Source organism: Streptomyces sp. NBC_00885 (genome assembly GCF_045207475.1).
Taxonomy (GTDB): Bacteria; Actinomycetota; Actinomycetes; order Streptomycetales; family Streptomycetaceae; genus Streptomyces.
In genome coordinates this window covers 4015246-4034796 of sequence record NZ_CP108796.1, presented here as the reverse complement: position 1 = coordinate 4034796, position 19551 = coordinate 4015246, and the positions used below count along the sequence as shown (strand labels likewise).

Sequence of the window (19551 nt, the reverse complement as noted above, 5' to 3'; positions counted from 1 at the left end):
CGCCGCCGGCACGGCGCTAGCGTTGGGTTCCATGATCGTATGGCTCAATGGCACCCACGGCGCAGGCAAGACGACGACCAGTGCACTCGTGCAGGAACTGATCCCGGATTCGCGGGTGTTCGACGCCGAGAAGGTCGGCGAGACACTCATGGACATCACGCCGGGGCTGCCCCGGACGGACAACTTCCAGCACTGGCCGCCGTGGCGGCCGCTCGTCGTCGAAACTGCGCGCCGCGTACTCGACTACACCGGCGGCACTCTGGTGATGCCCATGACTGTCCTGGTCGAGCAGTACTGGCGCGAGATCAGCACGGGCCTCGCCCAACACGCCATCCCGGTACGGCACTTCGTCCTCCACGCTGACCAGGACACCCTCCGCGGGCGTATCGAGGGGGACACCCTTCTTGGTCCCTCCCCGTGGCGCCTCAGTTACCTCGAGCCCTACGCCAAGGCGGCCCGCACGTGGCTGCACGGCGAGGCCGAGGTCGTCGACACCACGCACCTCACGCCCGCCCAGGCCGCCCTGCAGATCGCGGAGGCCGTCAAGAGTTGAGACCCTTGGGACGTGCACAGGAAATCGAACACATGATTGAATTCCAGCCATGCCCCACGCTGCTTTCCCGCCCGACCTCGTGCAGGCCCAGCGCGCCTGGAACCGGACATACGCACTGCTCGCCGAGCATCAGCTCCACGCCACGGTGCTGCGCCGCCGCCTGATGGATCTGTCCCTCCGACTTGCCCGGCATCCGTTCTGGGCCACCGAGCAGGGCCGGTCGCCGGCGGCCCGGGTGGAGCTGCGCCGCCAGGTGCGCGCTCAGGAGGAGGAAGGGGAGACCTGTGGTCGATCGCCTGAGCGCCCGGCAGGAGAGCATTCTGCGGTGCATCACGGGCTGGATAGCTGAACACGGCGAGGCCCCGACGATCCGGGAGATCGGTGAGAGCGTCGGCCTGTCGAGCACGTCGTCGGTGGCCTACCAGCTCCGCCGGCTGGAAGAGGCCGGGCTGATCAGCCGCAGCCGCCGGAGCTGGCGCTCCTGCCGCATCGGCAACTGACCTGCGGGTCCGGCCCGTTGGGCTGGAGCTCACGCCTCGCGGAGCGGCGGATCGGCCCTCAGCCGGAGCCGGTCATGGCCCGGGCGGGGCCGGAGGCGTCCGGCTCACCGTCCGGCCCAGCGCCGCCGCGGCCCGTGCGAACTTCGCGGCGTCCACCACGGCCGCGCCGCCGACGTCGTTGTTGAAGTACACGTACACGTCGTCCTCGTCCGGCCAGGCGTCGGCGATCCGCCCGGCCCACGACGTCAGCGCCTGGCGGCCGTAGCGCGGCGGCGGCTCGGCGATGCCGCCGTGGAACCGCACGTACCCCCATGACGCGGTACGCCACAGGGGCGTCACCGGACGGGACGCCCGGTCCGCCCAGCACAGGGCGCTGCCGTGCCGTTCCAGTACCGCCCGGAGCTCACGCTCCGCCTCCCACCACGAGCTGTGGCGGAATTCGACGGCCACCCGGACCGTGCGGGGAAAGCAGTTGAGGCAGGCGTCCAGAGCCGCGATGTCCTCCCGGAAGTTGGGCGGAAGTTGCAGCAGGACGGGTCCGAGCCGCTCGCCGAGGCCCTCGGCGCGGTCCATCAGCCGGCGTACCGGCTCCTGGGGGTCGTGCAGCCGTTTCAGATGGGTCAGATAGCGGCTGGCCTTGACCGCCATGACGAACCCCTCCGGCGTCCGCTCCCGCCAGGAGGCGAAGATCTCCTTGGTCGGGAGCCGGTAGAAGGCGTTGTTGTTCTCCACGGTGGCGAACTGCCGGGCGTACTCCTCCAGCCACAGCCGCTGCGGTTGCTTGGGCGGATAGAGCACACCGCGCCAGTCCTTGTACTGCCACCCCGAGGTTCCGACGAGCATGGGCATGCTCCGATCCCTGCCCGCGCGAGAGCGGGATATATCGCCCCATTCTTCCGGCCGGGCCGTCGCGAAGCCCGCGGCGCCCGTGAGTTCAGGGCGCCCTGAAGAGGGTCGGGAAGCGGGGAGCGAGCCAGGGCTTGCGGCCCCAGGCGACGACGCGGCCCCGGGCCATGGCGCCCCACGGATCGCAGCGGCCGAGCGCCATCAGCAGGAAGGTGACCGGTTCCGTGAGGATCGTGCAGTCCGGGCGGTCAGGCGGCTGCGGGCTCACGGCCACATGGCCGTCGGTGAACGTGACGCCGAAGCGGGCGCCGCCCCACAGGCGGATCGTGTAGCGGGCGTTCAGCCCCGCGCTGTTGGCGGCGTCGACCACGCGCGGCATGGCCCTGATCAGGAAGGGCAGGGCCAGCTCGACCCGGACGCGGTCGATCATGTGCGGGCGGCCCAGCGCGCGGGCGAGGTCGTAGCCGTGGCCGAGCATGTGCGTCAGCAGGTACGAACCCAGCTCGGCCGGGCTCATCGGGCCCAGCGGAGTGAACAACGCCTTCTCCACGGCCCCCTCGCCGGCGCGCTCGTCGATCGCCTTGAGGAATGCGGCGGCCTGCTCCACGATCATCCCGGCCAGCGGATCGGCCGCACGCTCGCCGAACTCGGAGAGCGCGCGCTCATTGGCCGCGGCCAGGCTCTGCGGGGTGCCGTCCCCGTGGCTGCGCTCCTGCCCTGCCGCGATGTCGGCCATCAGCTCATTGGCCTGCGCCAGATGAGCAGCCGCCGCCCCGAGGCTCCACTGCGACCCGGGCACCGGAACACCCGTGTCGGCAACCCCGCGCAGCAGCGCGGCGATGTCCTCGGCGGTGCCGCGTATGGCGTCACCGAGCCCCTCGGGCAGAGTGCCTCGCAGGTCCTGCCCAGCCACCGGTGCCACGACTCTCCCTTCGTCACCGATCCCGAATGGGATCGCCCGCGACCACACAACTCCGCGGTACACAACCAGGCAGGCAGAGCTGCGACAAGACCTTGAGCACCACTGATGCCACGTGCACCCGGCTTCACATCGCGGGCGGCAGAATCACCCAGTCCGCGTCGGGGGCCGACTCCGTACCGTCGGAGTAGACCGCGGTCACCCGGTAGAAGTGCGTGGTGCCGGGCGCCACGCCGGAGTCCGTGTACGAAAGCTCGGTGACCGGCTCGGCGGTCAGCCTCTCGTACGTGCCTGTGGCCGGGTTCCAGCGATGGACCAGATAGCCCGACGCGCCGGCGACCGAGTTCCAGGAGAGCTCTGCCGCGGTGCCGGTTTCGGTGTCGCTCCTCGTCGCGCTGAGTGTGAGCGGGGAGCCCTCGGGAGTCTCGACGGACGGCGTCAGATCCAGTTCGGTGACGACTACGGCATGGGCGGTGCCGGTCCATTCGAAGCTGGAGTTGCCCACGGTGTCCACGGCGTCGACGAAGTAGCACCTTTCCTCCCCGTCGGGCAGCCGCTCGTGGGTGTAGGACGTGTCGCCCGGAGCGAGGTACGCGTACGGCGAGCCGGAGCAGACGCGCTCGTCGTCGTCACCGATCAGCTCACCGCTGTAGACCACGTACCGCTTGAGGTCGGGCTCGGTGTTGGCGGCCCAGTTCAGGACGATGCCGTACGCGGTTGCCTCGGCGGTGAGCCCGGTGACCGCCGAGGGCGGCGTCAGGTCCCTGTCGAGCGTGGTGACGGTCACCGTCGCGGAGGGCACCGACTCGACGGAGCGGTTGTCGTACCCCTTGATCACATAGTGGTTCGTGGTGCTGTTGCCCGCCGAGGAGTCGGTGCAGGTGTACTGCCACCGGCCGTCGTCGAGCGGTGTCGAGGTGGTACTGCACCTCACCGGTTCGGCCGAGGTGTCCACGGGGAGCGTCGTGGAACGGTAGACATGGAAGCCGTAGTGGTCGCCGTCCGTGGCGGGGTTGATCTTCCACGTCAGCACGGCCTCGCCGGGCCCGGGTGCCGCGGTGACGTCGTGAGGTGCCGCCACGGGGCGGCGGGCTTCGGCGGCGGGGTTGTACTCCGCCGTGTACGCGGAGGCGCGGCCGGCCCCGTCCACCGCCGCCACTCGGTACATCCATGTGTCGGATCGCGCGACCGTGGTGTCGGTGAAGCTCGCAGCCGTGGTGGTGCGGATCAGGTCGTCCCCGCTGAGGTTGTCGCGCAGCACGTAGTAGCGGACCGCCCCCGGGACCGGCTTCCAGCTGAGCTGAATGCCGGCGTCCTCGCCGCGTGCGGTTAGCCCGGTCGGGGTGGTGACGGCGATGGTCGTCACCGGCTGATCGATGCTGCCGAGGGAGGCGTTGCCGGCCTTGTCGTAGGCGCGCACCTCGTAGTAGTAGGTGCGGCCCGCCTCGGGCGTGATGCCCGCGTAGGCGGTCGCGGTGGTCGTCGCGACGAGGGTGAAGGTGCTGGTGCCGTCGAGCCGCCGGTAGACGCGGTAACCGGCGAGATCCATTTCCTTGTTCGCGGACCACGACACATTGGCCTTGGCGGTTGCGTTGTCGAGGGACGCCTTCACCCCGACCGGCGCGAGCGGCTTGACCTTGTCGACGATGGCCGAAGTCCTCGGCACATAGGCGAACTTGACGTACGCCGAGCCCGTCCAGTTGACGTAGTCGACGCGCAGCGTGTGCCTGCCGGACGGGATGGTGAGGTTGAGCGTCCTGGTCTGCGTCGTGGAGACGTTCTTCCAGACGTCGACCTTGCGTACGCCGTCGACGTAGACCCGTATGCCGTCAAGGGCCGAGGCCGTGAGGGCGAAGGGGCCGCCCGAGCCGAAGTCCCTGGTCATCGACCAGCGGACGCCGAAATTGTCCCTCGGCAGACCGACAGCGGGAGCTCCGGTGCCCCAGTTCTCGGCGATCACGGAATCGCAGTCGGTCTTCTTCGGTGTACCGGAGAAGGTCGTGTTCGCGAAGAGCTGCCGTGTGAAGGATGGGGACGGGCAGCTGACGGCAGCCGACGCGGGCGTGGCCGCCACGGCGGTGAGCAGACCGCAGGCCGTCATGGAGACGACGGACAGCGCGGCGGCGGCACGAAGCCGCCGACGGGGATTGGGGGTCACGGGTAAGAACAGCCCTTTCAAGCCCGGAAGACGAAGGTGTCGCGGTGGGATGGAAGCGAACGGGCAGTTCAGGTGGGGCTGATCTTCCGCCGAGCCCGGATACTACGTGGCGCGATCTTGCCCGTACAGGGCGGTGGGGCCGCGGACGGACCGCGGGCCCCGCACGAAGGGGCCTGCACCTGCGGGCCGGGCTGCGGCTGCGGCTGAGACCGGATTACGGTGGCTCCATGGCGGAACCGCTGGATGTACTGGTGGTGGGTGCCGGCCCGACGGGACTGGCCCTGGCCGCTCAGCTACGGGCGTACGGCACCCGCTTCCGCATCATCGACCGCAATCTCGACCGGGCCCGGGAGTCACGCGCTCTGGCCATCCAGCCGCGGACTCTGGAGGCGCTGGCCGGGTTCGGTGTGACGGACGAACTGGTCGCGCGCGGCAACCGGGCAGTGCAGGTGCGGATGCATGTGCCGGGCCGGGTGCTGCGGCTTCCGCTGTTCGACATCGGGTGCGCGGACACCCCGTATCCGTACGCGCTGTTTCTGTCCCAGGCCGAGACCGAGGCCGTGCTCGGAGCGCATCTCGCCGAGCGCGGCGTGGCCGTCGAGCGCGGCACAGTGCTCCGGGACCTGTCGCCACAGGACACGTACGTCACCTGCCGGTTGAGTCACGGTGACGAGGAGCGCGAAGAGATCCGGGCCCGCTTCGTCGTCGGCTGCGACGGCGCGCACAGCACCGTACGCGGCCTCGCGGGCATCGGCTTTGTGGGTTCCACCTACCCGCAGACGTTCCTGCTCGCGGACCTGGAGGTCGACGGTCTCGAACGCGGCGCCGCCCATGCGTACCTCTCCGAGGCCGGGATGCTGTTCTTCTTCCCACTGGAATCACCGGCCACCTGGCGGATGCTCGCTATGCGCTCGCCGGATGCACCGGACGAGGAGGTGAGCCTGGGGCAGCTGCAGGCGATCACCGACCGGTACGCGGGCGCGGCGGGCTCCGCGGCCGAGGCGGGGAAGGGACTGCGCCTGCGGGATGCCGCCTGGATGACCGAGTTCCGGCTGCAGAACCGCGGCGCCGCCCACTACCGCGCCGGCCGTGTCTTTCTCGCGGGCGACGCGGCCCATATCCACAGCCCGGCCGGCGCCCAGGGCATGAACACCGGCATTCAGGACGCGCTCAACCTCGGCTGGAAACTCGCCCTCACCTGCCGGGGCGCCGCTCCCGAGGCGCTTCTCGACACGTACGAGAGCGAACGGGCGCCGGTCGGCCGGAACGTGCTGCGCTTCACCGACCGCGCCTTCACGATCGCCACGAGCCGTAACCGGTTCATCCGTCGGGCGAGGACCCAACTCGCCCCGCGCCTGATGCCGTTGGCGCTTCGCTTCACCACCCTGCGCGGCAGAGCGTTCCGTACGCTCTCCGAGCTCGCCATCCACTACCGGCGCAGCCCCCTCACCGAAGAGGGAAACCGCCGTCCCCGCGGCGGCCCCCGGGCGGGTGACCGGCTGCCCGACACCCCCGCCGGTCTGCAGGCCCTGGCATCGGGTCCCGGCTACCACGTGCTGCTGTGCGGTCCGCGTGACGCCTGGGAGCCGCAGGACCTGACGGCTCTCGGCCGAAGCGGCCTGGTCACCGTCCACGACCTCGGCGACCAGGGCCCCTGGCCGGGCACCGCGCACGGCCTGGTCCGCCCCGACGGATACCTCGCCTATCGCGCGGGCGGAACCGACCTGTCCGGCCTCCGCCACCACCTGGACCGCTGGCTGCCCGCACCGGCCCCCAACTGACGGGTTTCACGGGCGCCGTACGGCCGGGCCGCGCTTCCGATCAGCCGATGCACAAGGCGATCAGGCACACCTGCGCCGGTGATGTGGGATCGCCCGTCGACGTTGTCGGCAAGAGGTTCACCGTCGTTGTGCCTGCGCCGGGGCGTTCGGCGGAAGCGGGAGCCGTCGTCTCCGGGGCCGGGTCGGGGGCGTTGCCCGCGGGCGTCGCCGGGGCAGGATCGGCTGCGGAGGGCGGTGCTGCGACGGGGGGCGCGAGGGGTTGGGCCCTCGCCGCGGTGTTCAGCTGTCGGCCCGTCGTCGCTGTGGCAGGCGCAGTGCGAGGCGTGGCGGCCGTGGTGTCCTGCTGTCCGCCGGTTGCTGTCGGCGGGCGAGTGCTGGGATGCCGCGAACCCGGGGCGTCCGGTTGCTCCGACGCCGAGTCGGTGGCTGCGGTCCCAGGGGTTGGCGCGGTCACCGGATCCGGCGGTGAGGCCGCGTGTGTGTGGCTGCTGGATGGCCTGGTGGTCGGCAGCGCGGCAACGGTCAGTCCGCCACCGACGAGGGCAACCGCCGTCGCGGCCACGGCCCGGCGCTTGTTCTTCTTCCAACGCGCAAGTTGCCGACGCCGAGCCGCCCGGCCCTGCCCGGTGGAGTCGGTGCCTTCGTGGCCTCTGGACGAACCAGTGCCGGACGCGTCCGCCGCTGTGTCCCCGGGCGCGCCGCTGCCGGTGGGTGCGGCAGCGGACTCGGGGGTGCCGGGGCGGCGCTCCGGAGCGGGGACATCTTCCGCGTCCCAGGCATGCCTCGTCGTTTCGGGAGTGGCGACCGAGCTGTGGAGGCGATGGGCGGGCGGGGCTATGTCCGGAGCGTATGCACCGCACCCGGGACACACGAGGGCACCGTTGAGATTCCGGCGGCACGAGTAGCAGTAGTCCATCTGCGATCTTCCTGTGCTGACTGCACCGCCAGGGACGCCGGCGACCTGTTTCGCGTTCGCATTTCGCTTCGCATGCTGATCGAGCGGCCAGTAACGCTACTGGCGCCCGCGGAAGGTGATGCGCAGCCCTTGTGACGCTGCTGCAAAGATCTACTGGCGGTAGTGCGTGGTACTCCCGGACATGTCGTCACGAATGCCGGGATGAGAGGCGGGGCTGCGCGGCGTACCGCATCCGGGTGCGCTGTTGGACCGGCCGACGGCGCTGCGTCGCGTTCTACTCCCAGGGCCAGTTGGAGTCCTGGCCGGATTCCAGGAGCGGGATCAGCCGGAATGCGGCGTCGCTGAGACCGCCGAAGGTGTGGCGGTGCGGCCCCGCGGCGGTGTGGCCGTAGGCGTAGCCCGCCAGGTTCCAGGTGTAGACCGGAATGTGCCGGGGCACGGCCCGGAGCGGGTCGCGACAGTGCGTCGACTGAACCTGCTCGTCGGTGACGACGATCACCCGGTCGTGTTCGCGGTAGTTCCGGGTGAGCTCGCTCCCGGCGCTGGGCAGGTCGAACATCGAGCCCGAGCGGTCCACCAGGACCAGGGTCCGGCCGGGCAGCGCGGGCACGTTGGCGAGCGAATGGCCGAGCGCCGATTCCAGGGACTGCGCCCAGCGCGGCGAGGGCGCGTTGCGGTGGACGGCCAGGTAGCGGAACGGGAACTGCCGGGAGCGAGCCACCTCATACGGGTCCGAGATCCGGCGGGCCACGTCGGCGGCCGCCCGGTCGCTGACACCGACAAGGTCGAAGTTACGCAGATTGCGGATCACGGCCATCAGGCGATTCGCGTAAGCGGCCGGCTGTCACAGTGTCAGGATGTGCTGCTCCTGGCCGCGGTGATGATGGTGTCGAGCCTGTCGCGGGTGCTGGCCAGTTCACCGATCTGCTTGTCGATGCGATTGCGCTCGGCCGTCAGCAGCGCCAGCGATTCCGGCGTGCTCACTCCTGTATAGACACAGGGGAGGAGCTCCAGGATCGTCCTGCTCGACAGCCCCGCGGCGTACAGCTGCTGGATCAGCAGCACGCGGTCGACCGCGCTTTCCGGGTAGAGCCGTTGCCCGCTCGGGCTGCGCTGCGAGGTCAGCAGATTCTGCTCCTCGTAGTACCGCAGGGCCCGCACGCTCGCGGACGTCCTCACGGCGAGCTCGCCGATGCGCACAGCGCCTCCTGGTGATCCGGGCCACATGACTTGCCTCTGACGTCAGCGTCAGGTTTTAGCGTAGCTCACGGAGCTGCCCATGGACGGCCCGCACATTCCACGAATGCAAAGGACAGCACTGTGACCAGCATGTTTGACAGCTACCAGCTCGGAAACCTCCGGCTCCCCAACCGCGTGGTGATGGCCCCGATGACCCGGGCCCGGGCAACGGCCGACGGGATCCCGAGCCCCCTGGCGGCGACCTACTACGCCCAGCGGGCCACCGCCGGGCTGATCGTCAGCGAAGGCGTGCAGCCGAGCCTGCGGGGCCAGTCGAACCCCAACACCCCCGGGCTGCACACCGACGAGCAGGTCGCCGCGTGGCGGCCGGTGACCTCCGCCGTGCATGCCAACGGCGGGCGGATCTTCGCCCAGCTCATGCACGCCGGCCGGGTCGCGCACCCCGAGACCGTCGGCCACCATCCCGTCGCCCCGTCGGAGATCGCTCTGAAGGCAGAGCTGTACACCGGTCCCAAGGGGCTGCTGCCCGCCCCCGTCCCGCGCGCACTGTCGACCGAAGAGGTCAAGGGCGAAGTACAGGTGTTCGTGGACGCCGCGCGCCGTGCGATCGACGCCGGGTTCGACGGCATCGAGTTGCACGGGGCGAACGGCTACCTGATCCAGCAGTTCCTGTCCTCCAACGCCAACCAGCGCACCGACGCCTACGGCGGTTCCGTCACCGGCCGCATCCGCTTCGCCGTCGAGGTGGCCGAGGCGACCGCGGACGCCATCGGCGCCGACCGCGTCGGCATCCGGCTCTCCCCCGGCGGCCAGGTCTGGGAGATGGCCGAGGACGACGTCCCGCAGTTGTACGGGGCCCTGCTGGACGCACTCGCCCCGCTCGGTCTCGCCTACGTCCACGCCCTGGTCACCGCGGACGACGACCTCATGATCACGCTGCGCAAGGCCTGGTCGGGCGCGTTCATCGTCAACCCGGGCGGGCAGATCGGCCCGACCCCGACCGACCAGGCGCTCGGCGAACGCTGGCTCGCCCAGGGCGCGGACCTGATCGGCTACGGCCGCGCCTACCTCGCCAACCCGGATCTGGTCGAGCGGCTTCGTACGGGACTGCCGCTGCGTGACACCCCGGACAAGGACACGTGGTATTCGGGCGGCGACACCGGATACGTCGACTACCGCAGCTACCAGCACTGAGCCGGACTCAAAACCGGACCCCCGTACCCCACCGAGGCTCCGCACCGGGCACCCTCGGCGTGCTACTTCACCGCGCTCAGCGTCGCGAAGACCACGACGTTGCCCTGGTAGCCAGTGCGCTTGGCGTAACCGCCGCCGCAGGTGATCACCCGCAGTTCGGGACGGTCGGAGCTGCCGTAGACCTTCTCGTCCGGGAATTTCTTCTTGTCGTAGACCTCCACGGCATCGACGGTGAACACGGCCGTGCGCTGGTCGGCCCGGCTGATCTCGATGGTGGCGCCCTTGGTCAGGGCACCGAGGTTGTAGAAGACGCCCGGACCGGTGCGCGTGTCCACGTGCCCGGTGGTGACGGCAGTCCCTGTCGCGCCGGGAGCCGTGCCGTCGCCGTACCAGCCGGCAAGGCCGGGGCTGTCGGCGGGCGGGGGCCGTAGCGCCCCCGCCGCGTCGAGGTCCAGTCGTGTCATGGGCGCGTCGACCTCGATGGCGGGGACCCGAAGCCGGACCGGATCCGACGGGGGCAGCGGCTGGACGGTGCGGGGCGCGGCCGGGGCGGCGACGCTGGGAGCGGGCCGTACAGCGGTGGGGACAGAAGTGGGGAAGGCCTGGGCGGCCGAAGGCTGCGGTGGCTGCTCGTCGCGTGCCGCGTTGATCACGAGCAGGGTGCCCGCCATCAGTGCGCAAGCCAGAAGCTTGGCCGAGGGGATGAAGGGGTGTGGGGAAGCGCTGGTCTGGTGCCCGGTTTCCATCGCGGTTGAGCCTTTGTTTCGCAGCGGGGTGAGGACCTCGCGGCCCCCGGGCCGATGCGGTGTCCGGGGGCCGGTGTGGCGGGAGTTGGGCGGTCAGGCTTGGACGCCGCCCGGGCGGCGCCGCATCCTGAGCGCACCCCCGGCGGCTGCTCCGGCAATCAGCACACTGCCCAGGGCGAGCTGAGTACCTTTGTCGTCGGCCCCGAAGCCGGCGTCGACCGGGCCGCTCGGGGCGCTCGGGCCGCCCGGGGAGCCGGCGGTGATCAGATGCGTATCTGTGATCTTGATCCGTGGCGGGCACTTCACCGTGACTCCGTGGACGCCGGGACTGGTCTCTTCCGGAATCTTGAACTGGCCGGTGAGCACCCCCACCCTGTCACCCTTGAACAGGTGGAACGCTCCTCCCGCCTCCGACTCGCCCTTGCCGTAGGTCTCCTTGCCACAGGCGGTCGTACTGACGGTGATCGTGGTGCCCGGGGAGGCCTTCCCCGGACGGATCTGAATGCCTGAGCCATCGGCGGCGACAGCGGCCGGGGCGGACAGGGCAAGGGCACCGACAACCAGGCCGATACCTGCACCAACTCGTGTGTAACGCATGAGGATCCTCCAACGGAGCAGTGTCCGGCCTGTCTGCGCGGCGCCTCTGCTGTGCTCCGCTCACGAGGCAACCGACAGTCCGTCAGCTCCGCAACATGACGCATCGCCACATGTGTCACCCGGGTAGGCGTAGTGGCGGCTCTCACTTGATCATTTATGCAGGTCACCGGATCAGAGCCCGTCACGGTGGAGCAATCGGCGCAGGGACGGCGAACGGGCTAGGGAGCGCTCTGCCAGGATGCTGCGATCTTCCGGAAACGCATGTCCCAGCACGTGCGCATGATGTTCCCCGGAAACGCGTCAGAGCCCAGAGCCGTCCGGAGACGGGTCAGGGCCTGATCAGGCATCTGCGGGGCTGATGGCGGTCGGGTCGGTGGCGGTGTCGCCGCCTCCGTGACCGTGCCGGAGGTGGCGTTGCGACGCGGACGATCGGGGTGACGGGCGGGTAGCTGCTCCCAGCCGCCAGGACGCTGCTGCGAGCGCAGGTGAAGGTGGACCGGTAGCCCCTCCCCGGAGCCGGTGATCGTGCCCGCGGTGAGTCCCGCCGGGAGGGTGTCCTGAAGGGTAACCGTGGAGCCGTTGGACCGACACATCGTCAGAGTCGTTGGCGGTGTCGGAGCGGCTGCCGTCGGGGGTGACCAGGACACCGACCGAGCCGCCGCTGATGGGGCCGAGTGGGACCGTGGCGGCGACTGTGTTGGTGGCGGCGAATCGCCGACATCGTCACCACCTCAGCGGGTCTGGCAGCGGTGGCCGGACCCGCCCGCATGTGGGTTGGGGCTCGGGCCAGGCCGATAGACCCTGGGCGCTCATGGCAGGAACCAGCCGGAGCAGGTGGGCTCCTCGTAGTCCGAAGTCGCCCTCAAAGCCGATCAGTTGAGCATCGAACAAACGCGTGGTGCACGAACAAATCGTCGCTCCCATCCTTTGTGATCATGCTAAGTTCCTCCGCGGCCCTGGAAGCAAGACGACCACCAGGGCGAACAAAAACGGGAGAAACATTGCGTAAGTTGGCAGCAGGCATACTCACGGCCGGGCTCTTCGCCGCGGGTGCCGGAACCGCGTTCGCGGCCTCGTGGCACAGCATTCCGACGCTCTCGACGGGCGGCGCGTCGTTCACGGGCGGCCAGTACAAGTTCCACCCCGCGGGCGAGAGCCACGGCGCGTTCCAGTGGGCGGGCAAGCTGAACGACACCGATCACGGTGACGATCACAACGTCTACATGCAGGTGAAGGTCGAGGGCCACGACTGGTCCCGCTACAACGGCAAGCAGAAGTCGTCCGTCTCGCTCAACCAGCTCAACTGGGACGGCGCCCAGCGCTACACGGACGACGCCTACATCCGCGTCTGCCGTGACAAGGGTTCGTTCAACCCCGACAACTGCTCGCCGACCAAGCACTACAAGCCGTAGAGCGGTAGTCGGTAAGGCCGGGCCCAGGGGTGCACACCTGGGCCCGCTCGCTTCTTGGGGGAAGCCATCAGTACGTCAGAAATACTCAGTGCCACGGGAGTCGACCTCTCCTACGGCACGCAGTTGGCCGTCCGTGACGCCCACCTCTCGGTCGCCCGCGGCGAGGTCGTGGCCATCACCGGGCAGAGCGGTTCCGGCAAGTCCTCGCTGCTGTACTGCCTGGCGGGTGTGCTGGCCGCCGCACGCGGGCAGGTGCGGTTCGAGAACCGGACACTCGGCAGCCTCAGCGACGACGAGATCAGTACGCTGCGCCGCGAGCGCTTCGGCTTCGTCTTCCAGTACGGCGAGCTGCTCCCCGAGTTGACCGTTGAGGAGAACACCGCCCTGCCGCTGCGCCTGGCCGGGCAGCGCAAGAAACCCGCGCTCGCGGCGGCGGGAGAAGTGCTGGAGCGGCTCGGGCTCGGCGAGCTGCGTGAACGCCGCCCGTCCCAGGTGTCGGGCGGGCAGAGCCAGCGCGTCGCCGTGGCACGAGCCCTGGTCCACCGACCGGCCGTGGTCTTCGCGGACGAACCGACCGGGTCGCTGGACAGCGCCAACGCCTCGGCCGTACTGAAGGAATTCCTGGGCCTGGCGCGGTCGCAGGACACCGCCGTCATTCTGGTCACCCACGACCCCGCCGTCGCCGCCCAGGCCGACAGCCACTACACGATGTCCGACGGCGTCCTCGCCCCGCGGGGGGCGGCGTGAGGGAGTTCCTGCTCGGCCTGCGCCTGCTGCTCGGCGCCGGCCGCGGCAACCGCATACGTTTCTTCCTGATGGCGGCCGGTGGCTCCATCGGCGTGTGCTGCCTGGCGCTGGTACTGACCATTCCCTCGATCCTGAATGCCCATGACGGGCGGGCCGCCGCACGGGAGCCCCAGACCACCTCGGCGCAGCCGACCGGCTCCACACTGATCCTCCAGCGCTCGGATCCGTACGGCTCGAAGGCGTTCACCCGGGTGTTCGTCGCCAAGGGTGCGAAGGGCGCGGACAAGACCCCACCCGGACTGAGTGAACTGCCCGGCCCCGGCGAGGTGTTCGTCTCCCCCCGGGTGCACGACCTCCTGCGCGACCAGCCCGCGATCAAGGGGCTCCTGCCGGGCCATGAGAAGGGCAGGATCAGCGCCGCCGGGCTCGCCCACCCCGATGAGCTCTTCGCCTACGTCGGCACCACGCGTGACCGGATCGCCGACGAGGGACGCGCGCTCAAGGGCTTCGGGTACAGCTACGCACCCTTCCCGGCCGTCGAACCCTCCACCCTCACCATCCTCCGCTTCGCCCTGGGAACCCTCGTCCTGCTTCCCCTGGGCATCTTCCTGTCCGTGTGTGCCCGGCTCTCCGCCGCCAGCCGGACACGCCGTCTCGCCTCTCTGCGGCTGCTCGGGCTCAGCGCCAAGGGCACCCAGCGCGTGAACGCCGCCGAGACGGTCGTCGCCGCACTGCTCGGCGCAATCCTCGGCCTCGGCGAGTACTGGCTCCTCAACCAGGTGATGACCCGGACGGGCCTGCCCAGCCTGCGGTGGTATCCGGACGACGGTGCCCTGTCTGTCAGCACCGTCGTCGTCTGTCTGGTGGGCTGCCCGGCCCTCGCCTGGTTCGTCGGCCGGGCCAGTGCCCGCAGCGCGGCAGAAAATCCTCTGGCGGTTCGGCGCACCGCGGCCCCCAAGCACCCCGCCAAGTGGGGTGGCCTGCTGCTCGTGACCGGACTCGGCATCGTGGCCGGCTACTGCGTGACGGGCGCGATGGGACGCCCGGCCTCCAGCATCGGCCCGAACGCCCTGCTGATCCCGGCCGGCGTGCTGCTGACGGGCGTGGGGCTGGTACTCACGCTGCCCCTGATCTCGTACAGCCTCGCTCGCCGGGTGGCGCGGACCACCCAGTCCCTCACGCTGAATCTGGCGATGCGGCGCAACGAGGTGGAACCGGGCAGCACCATGCGGGTCGTTACCGGCCTTGTGCTGCTCGTCTTCGCCGCTTCGCTCGCCCAAGGCGTCCTCATCCAGCTTAAGCAGGTCACCCGTCCGTCCGGTCCGGTTCAGGACTACTCCCTCTCCCTGTCCGCGATCACCGCACGACAACAGGGCGAGCTGGCCGCCGTACCGGGCGTACGGGCAGGGGCCCTGACGATGGATTCGTGGGTCGACCTCCAGTCACCGGACGCCACGATCCCGGATCAGACCACCGCGCTCGTCGCCACCTGTGCCCAACTGGCCCAGATGGTGAGGCGATCCGAGGGCTGCGAGGACGGCAAGGTGATGCGGCTCGTCGACCCCAACTCGAGCGTCGGATCGGATCTGACCCCGGGCACGTCCTTCCCCTTCCGCTTCGAGAGGGGCAAGGAGAAGGAACTGAAGATCACGTTTCCCTCCGAGCACATCGTCTACAGCGCCTACTCGCCGTCAGCTGTGGGCAGTGCGACTCTCCTGGTCCCGCCGTCCGCCATGCCCGCCGACGCGCGACCCGAGACGGCGCGGCTGATCCTCACCAGCAGCTCCGAAACCGACCAGGTCCGCAAAGTCCTCGACGGTATCGCGGCCGTCGCCCCGATCGCCGAGATCGAGCTCGTGGGTGTCAACATCCAGGGCCTTGAGCAGATCGCCGTCATCGAGACCCTGCTGGCCCTCGGCATGATCATGGGCCTGGTCATCGGGGTCGCGGCCTTCGTCGTTTCGGTGACCGACCGGGCCGTGGAACGTCGTGCGCAGGTCACGGCCATCACGCTGATCGGAGCCCGGGCGAGGACCATGCGGGCCGTGCAGTGCCTACAGGTCGTGCTGCCGCTGAGCATCGGACTCGTGCTCGCGCTCGTGACGGGCAAGCTCGCCGAGTCCAGCTATCTGATCACCGGGGGCAGCGAGGTGTACTGGGACCTCGCAGGCACCCCGCTGCTCGCACTCGCGGCGGCGGGCGTGGTGGCGGTGGCGGTGGCGGGGACACTGCCGTTGGTCGGGCGGCGCATCAACCCTGAGCTGATCCGCCGCGACTGATCCCGCGTATGCGGTGACCAACACCGCCCTGCCACGCCGGCGTGGTTGAGAGCGTGGCTGAGTCTCTCGGCCTGCGATGCGAGCCGGGACGCGGAACGCGAAAGGCTGGGCCCCGCCGGATGACCGGCGGGGCCCACCCCGTGCGGCGTGCTCAGCGAGCGACCGTGGCCGTCGGCTTGCTGGTGGCGGTTCCGTCCGTGTGCCCGGTGCGGTGGGCGGTCACCTTCACGGTGATCTTCCTTCCGCGCTGGGCGGGGGCCGGCTTCAGAGAGGAACCGGTGGCGCCCTTGATCGCCCTGCCGTCCGCGTACCACTGGTAGGTGTACGAGGACGGGCTGGGTGTCCAGGTGCCCTGGGCGGCCCTGAGCGTGTAGCCGACCCTGGCGGTGCCCGAGATCGTGGGCGCCTTGGTGGCCTTCGGGGCGCTGCCCTTGGCGACCGTGGCCGCGGGGGTCGTGGCGGTGCCGTCGGCGTGGCCCGTGCGGTGGGCGGTGACGGTGAGGGTCAGCTTCTTGCCGAGCAGCGAGGCGGGCACGGTGTACGTGGCCGCCGTCGCCCCCGAGATCACCTTGCCGTCGGCCTTCCACTGGTAGCCGTACGACGTGGCGGCCGGAGTCCAGGCGCCCTGTGTGAGGCCGAGCTTGGCGCCGACCTTCGCCGTGCCGCTGATCTTCGGGGCCGTCGTCGCCACAGGGGCGGCGCCCTTGGCGACCGTGACGGCCGCCGAGGTGACGGCGGTTTCCCCACCGAGAAGATGGGCGGTCACGGTGACGGTGAGCTTCTTGCCGAGCAGCGAGGCGGGCACGGTGTACGTGGACGCCGTCGCCCCGGAGATGGCCTCGCCGTCCGCCTTCCACTGGTAGCCGTACGACGCCGGGGTGGGCGTCCAACTGCCCGGGTTCGCGGTGAGGGTGGCGCCGACCTGGGCCGTGCCCTCGATGGCGGGAGCCGCGGTGTTGGCCAGCGTGGGCGGGGTGACGGTGAAGGTGCCCTGTGCGTACTCCACCGCGTTGTGGGCGATGACGCTGAGGTTCCAGTCGCCCGGGGCGGCCCCGGTCAGGTCCAGGACGGCCGTCAGGGTCCTGCGGTCGGCCGACACCGACGCGCTGGTCGACTCCACCCTGCTGTCGGCCCGACTGAGCACCACCTTGTCGTCCTTGTGCAAGGCGGTACCGATCACGCGCACGGTGGCCTTCGTGCCGCTCTCGGCGGTGGTCGGGGTCACCGAGTAGACGCCGACCCGCTGCGTGCCGCAGATGGCGGAGGAGCAGGTGAGTTCCGCCCGGTAAGAGGTGTGTGAGGCCTTCTTGGGCAGGCTCAGAACCATGATGCTGGGGGTGACGGCCCTGGTCTCCGGCTCTTTGACGGAGCATTCGTAGCCGGTGGGCTGCATCAGTGTGCAGCCGTTGTCGAGACTCTTGCCGTACAGCGCGGGCACGGCGGTGTCGGTGGCCCCCGTGGTGTCACTGATCGCCACGTTGAAGCGGTCGTTGTACGCGGTCGGCAGTACCGCGCAGACGGCAGTGTGCTGCTCGTCGAGGGTGCCGGTGATCGGACCGTACCCATAGCTGACGTTGGGGACGGCCGTGCACTCCCGGGCCGGCCCGGCGGCGGTGGCGATGCGCAGTGCGTCGAAGCGGTAGGGGTCGTCGGCCTTCTGGCTCCTCGGCACGGAGACGAGGACCTGGTAGCGGGTGGAACCGGTGACTGCGCAGGCCTTGTTGAGGTAGCTGCTGCAGGCGAGCTTGCCGTCCTCGCCGTAAGCCTGGAGGCTCGCGGTGCCGAGCGCGTCGCGGATGTCGAGGTGCAGGGTGTCCTCGGCGTCGGAGGTGGTGACCTGGCGGCAGAGCAGCGTGTCCCCCGCGGCGAAGGTGCCGCCCGTGGACGGTCCGCCGACCGGGGTCGCGGGATTGGCGGTGCAGCCCTTCGCGGTGGAGGTGACGTCCCGCCGGGTCAGGGTGTAGGTGCCGGCTGTGTCGCTTCCGTTGACCAGGACGGTGTGCGCGACGCCCGGCACGAGGTTGCAGGTGAGCCGGATGCCCTGCAAAGCGGGGCCCCGGCAGACCTGCCTGCTGTAGTGGTCCACGACCGAGAGGTACGTCCTGGCCGTCGTACCCGGGGCGGCCTCGAGCTGGATGCTCTCCACCGCACTGTGGTCGCCTGCGGGGATGGTCAGGCAGTGCGAGAAGGCCCCGCCGCCCGTGCTGAAGCCTGCGTGGGCGCTGTCGGAGGTGAAGTCGCCCGCCGGGAACACCTTGCAGTCGTTCGCCTTGTCCGTGCGGTAGAGGGCGAGGCCGTAGGGGCCGGTCGGCGTCTTCTGGTCGGCGGCGGAGACCAGGACACGGAACGGAGCGGTGCCGTTCAGCCCGCAGGTGCCCCAGCTGAGGGTGGTCACGTCGCACAACTGGGCGCCGGTGGCATCGGCGACTGTGACGTCGATCCGCGGGATCTGGCCGCTCACGCTCCTCAGCGCCGCCATTCCCGAGCCCTTGGGCAGCGGCAGGGTCAGGCAGTCCACCTCGCCGCTGTGGGTCAGAGTGCCCTGGTGGGTGCCGAGTTCGACGGCCTGGCAGCCGGTGGTGGCGGACCGGTCGAGGACCAGGGTGGCGTCGTCGGTGAGTACGGTGTAGTCGCCGGCGGCGGGCAGGGTGCAGATGCCGTCCGACGCGCAGACGGTCCGGCCCGTGCGGTCGTACACCTTCAGCGGGGAGCGGCTCCCGTCATGAACCCCGTACACGTCGTATCGCCCGGCCGCGGGCGCGGTGAAGACCTTGCAACCGGAAGCCGGATCCACGGTGGTGGGCGCCGAGCCGTAGGCGTTGAGCGGGACGTGCGCGCAGCCGGCCGGGTCGGACAGGCGGCGGATCTTCAGGGTGTACGCGGCGGGGAAGCCGCCCTCCACGTCGCCGATGCGGACGAGGACCCGGTAGGGGCCGTCGCCGGGCAGGACGCAGCCTTCGCTGTTTTCGTCGTTCGAGCGCGGGCAGATCCGGGCACCGGACGCGTCGGTGATCCAGTACTGACTGTCGCTGGAGTGCTTGTCGGTGCGCAGGTCGACCGTGATGCGCTCACCGGCCTTGCCGGTGAAGGGCTGGCACATGATCGCCACCGGGCTGGGGGCGGAGCCCTTCACGATGGGGGCGTCCCAGGCCGTCCCAGCCTCCGGGGCACAGTAGTCGGCGGTGTGCAGCGGCACGACGGCGACAGGAGTGTCGATCAGGTTCTGCCACCCCTGATTGACCACCTTCAGTGTGTAGGCGCCGGCATGGGGCAGGTCGCACCAGCCCGCGTCGCTCCGATCGGTTTGGCTGCAGTTCAGTTGGGTGTCGCCGTCGTAGACCTGGGAGTAGGTCTCGGGGCTGACCTTGCCGAGTATGACGCGGTGCAGCCCCGCCTTCGCGGCGGTGAAGTCGAAGCAGGCGCGGCCGCCGTGCGCAGGGATCGTCGCTTTGCCGGCCGCGCTGCCCGGGTCCCCGAAGGGGCTGAGCGGCAGCTGGGTGCAGTTGTCGCCGGCGGCGTTCGCGGCGGTGGGCGTGATGTCCCGAGCCCACGCTGCTCCCACCGGAAGCAGAGTGGACAGCAGGACGGACAACAGGACGGGCAGCGTGAGCATGAGTGCGGTGCGCGGCGCAGATCTGGCGGTCGTCGCACGCGGATGACGTGACATTCCGTTCCCCCCCGGGACGGTAAGGACATGGCCGCC

14 protein-coding genes and 1 pseudogene are annotated in these 19551 nt (G+C 70.2%); 7 read left to right on the top strand and 8 right to left on the bottom strand.

The features are described from left to right. The first annotated feature begins 31 nt into the window (after positions 1–31). Together OHA61_RS18225 and OHA61_RS18220 are read left to right on the top strand one after the other, a co-directional pair. On the top strand, positions 32–553 hold the full coding sequence (locus OHA61_RS18225; protein WP_406303916.1) for an ATP-binding protein: 522 nt from the start codon (positions 32–34) through the stop codon (positions 551–553). A gap of 284 nt (positions 554–837) precedes the next feature. Next, entirely contained in the window at positions 838–1053 is a 216-nt protein-coding gene (locus OHA61_RS18220; RefSeq protein WP_361905282.1) for a MarR family transcriptional regulator, read from the top strand. Between the two features lie 72 nt (positions 1054–1125). On the opposite strand, the gene OHA61_RS18215 is transcribed toward OHA61_RS18220, so the two are convergent. The 3 genes from OHA61_RS18215 to OHA61_RS18205 all read right to left on the bottom strand — a co-directional run bounded on the left by OHA61_RS18215 (position 1126) and on the right by OHA61_RS18205 (position 4976). Continuing rightward, a complete protein-coding gene (locus OHA61_RS18215) occupies positions 1126–1902 on the bottom strand; it encodes a DUF72 domain-containing protein (RefSeq protein ID WP_406303915.1) in 777 nt (258 codons plus the stop codon). A gap of 85 nt (positions 1903–1987) precedes the next feature. Next, entirely contained in the window at positions 1988–2812 is an 825-nt protein-coding gene (locus OHA61_RS18210; RefSeq protein ID WP_406303914.1) for a maleylpyruvate isomerase family mycothiol-dependent enzyme, read from the bottom strand. A gap of 133 nt (positions 2813–2945) precedes the next feature. Then, positions 2946–4976, bottom strand: a complete 2031-nt coding sequence (locus OHA61_RS18205) for a PA14 domain-containing protein (RefSeq protein ID WP_406303913.1) — start codon at positions 4974–4976, stop codon at positions 2946–2948. Between the two features lie 227 nt (positions 4977–5203). Here OHA61_RS18205 and OHA61_RS18200 point away from each other — a divergent pair, with 227 nt between their 5' ends. Continuing rightward, on the top strand, positions 5204–6757 hold the full coding sequence (locus OHA61_RS18200; protein WP_406303912.1) for an FAD-dependent monooxygenase: 1554 nt from the start codon (positions 5204–5206) through the stop codon (positions 6755–6757). Between the two features lie 1190 nt (positions 6758–7947). On the opposite strand, the pseudogene OHA61_RS18195 reads toward OHA61_RS18200, so the two are convergent. Then, positions 7948–8490, bottom strand: a pseudogene (locus OHA61_RS18195) (TROVE domain-containing protein); the annotation flags it as partial. A gap of 35 nt (positions 8491–8525) precedes the next feature. Then, positions 8526–8873: a MerR family transcriptional regulator gene (locus OHA61_RS18190; RefSeq protein ID WP_406303911.1), complete on the bottom strand. Its 348-nt coding sequence runs from the start codon at positions 8871–8873 to the stop codon at positions 8526–8528. Between the two features lie 120 nt (positions 8874–8993). On the opposite strand from OHA61_RS18190, the gene OHA61_RS18185 reads away from it, so the two are divergent. Next, positions 8994–10067, top strand: a complete 1074-nt coding sequence (locus OHA61_RS18185; protein WP_406303910.1) for an alkene reductase — start codon at positions 8994–8996, stop codon at positions 10065–10067. 62 nt (positions 10068–10129) lie between these two features. On the opposite strand, the gene OHA61_RS18180 is transcribed toward OHA61_RS18185, so the two are convergent. Further along, a complete protein-coding gene (locus OHA61_RS18180) occupies positions 10130–10813 on the bottom strand; it encodes a class F sortase (protein WP_406303909.1) in 684 nt (227 codons plus the stop codon). Between the two features lie 93 nt (positions 10814–10906). After that, positions 10907–11410, bottom strand: coding sequence for a sortase (locus OHA61_RS18175; RefSeq protein ID WP_406303908.1), 504 nt, complete (start codon positions 11408–11410; stop codon positions 10907–10909). A gap of 1010 nt (positions 11411–12420) precedes the next feature. Between OHA61_RS18175 and OHA61_RS18170 the strand changes: the two genes are divergently transcribed. The 3 genes from OHA61_RS18170 to OHA61_RS18160 are packed head-to-tail and all read left to right on the top strand — an operon-like array spanning position 12421 to position 15848. Then, a complete protein-coding gene (locus OHA61_RS18170) occupies positions 12421–12822 on the top strand; it encodes a hypothetical protein (protein ID WP_361905312.1) in 402 nt (133 codons plus the stop codon). Between the two features lie 54 nt (positions 12823–12876). After that, positions 12877–13569 (top strand): ABC transporter ATP-binding protein, encoded by a 693-nt coding sequence (locus OHA61_RS18165; protein WP_406303907.1) that lies wholly within the window; start codon positions 12877–12879, stop codon positions 13567–13569. Next, positions 13566–15848 carry an FtsX-like permease family protein gene (locus tag OHA61_RS18160; protein WP_406303906.1) on the top strand — a complete coding sequence of 761 codons (2283 nt, stop codon included), beginning with the start codon at positions 13566–13568 and terminating at the stop codon, positions 15846–15848. Before OHA61_RS18165 ends, OHA61_RS18160 begins: the two co-directional genes overlap by 4 nt. Before the next feature lie 151 nt (positions 15849–15999). Here the strand turns inward: OHA61_RS18160 and OHA61_RS18155 are convergent, their stop codons facing one another. Next, positions 16000–19461, bottom strand: a complete 3462-nt coding sequence (locus tag OHA61_RS18155) for a hypothetical protein (RefSeq protein ID WP_406303905.1) — start codon at positions 19459–19461, stop codon at positions 16000–16002. Positions 19462–19551: the final 90 nt, after the last annotated feature.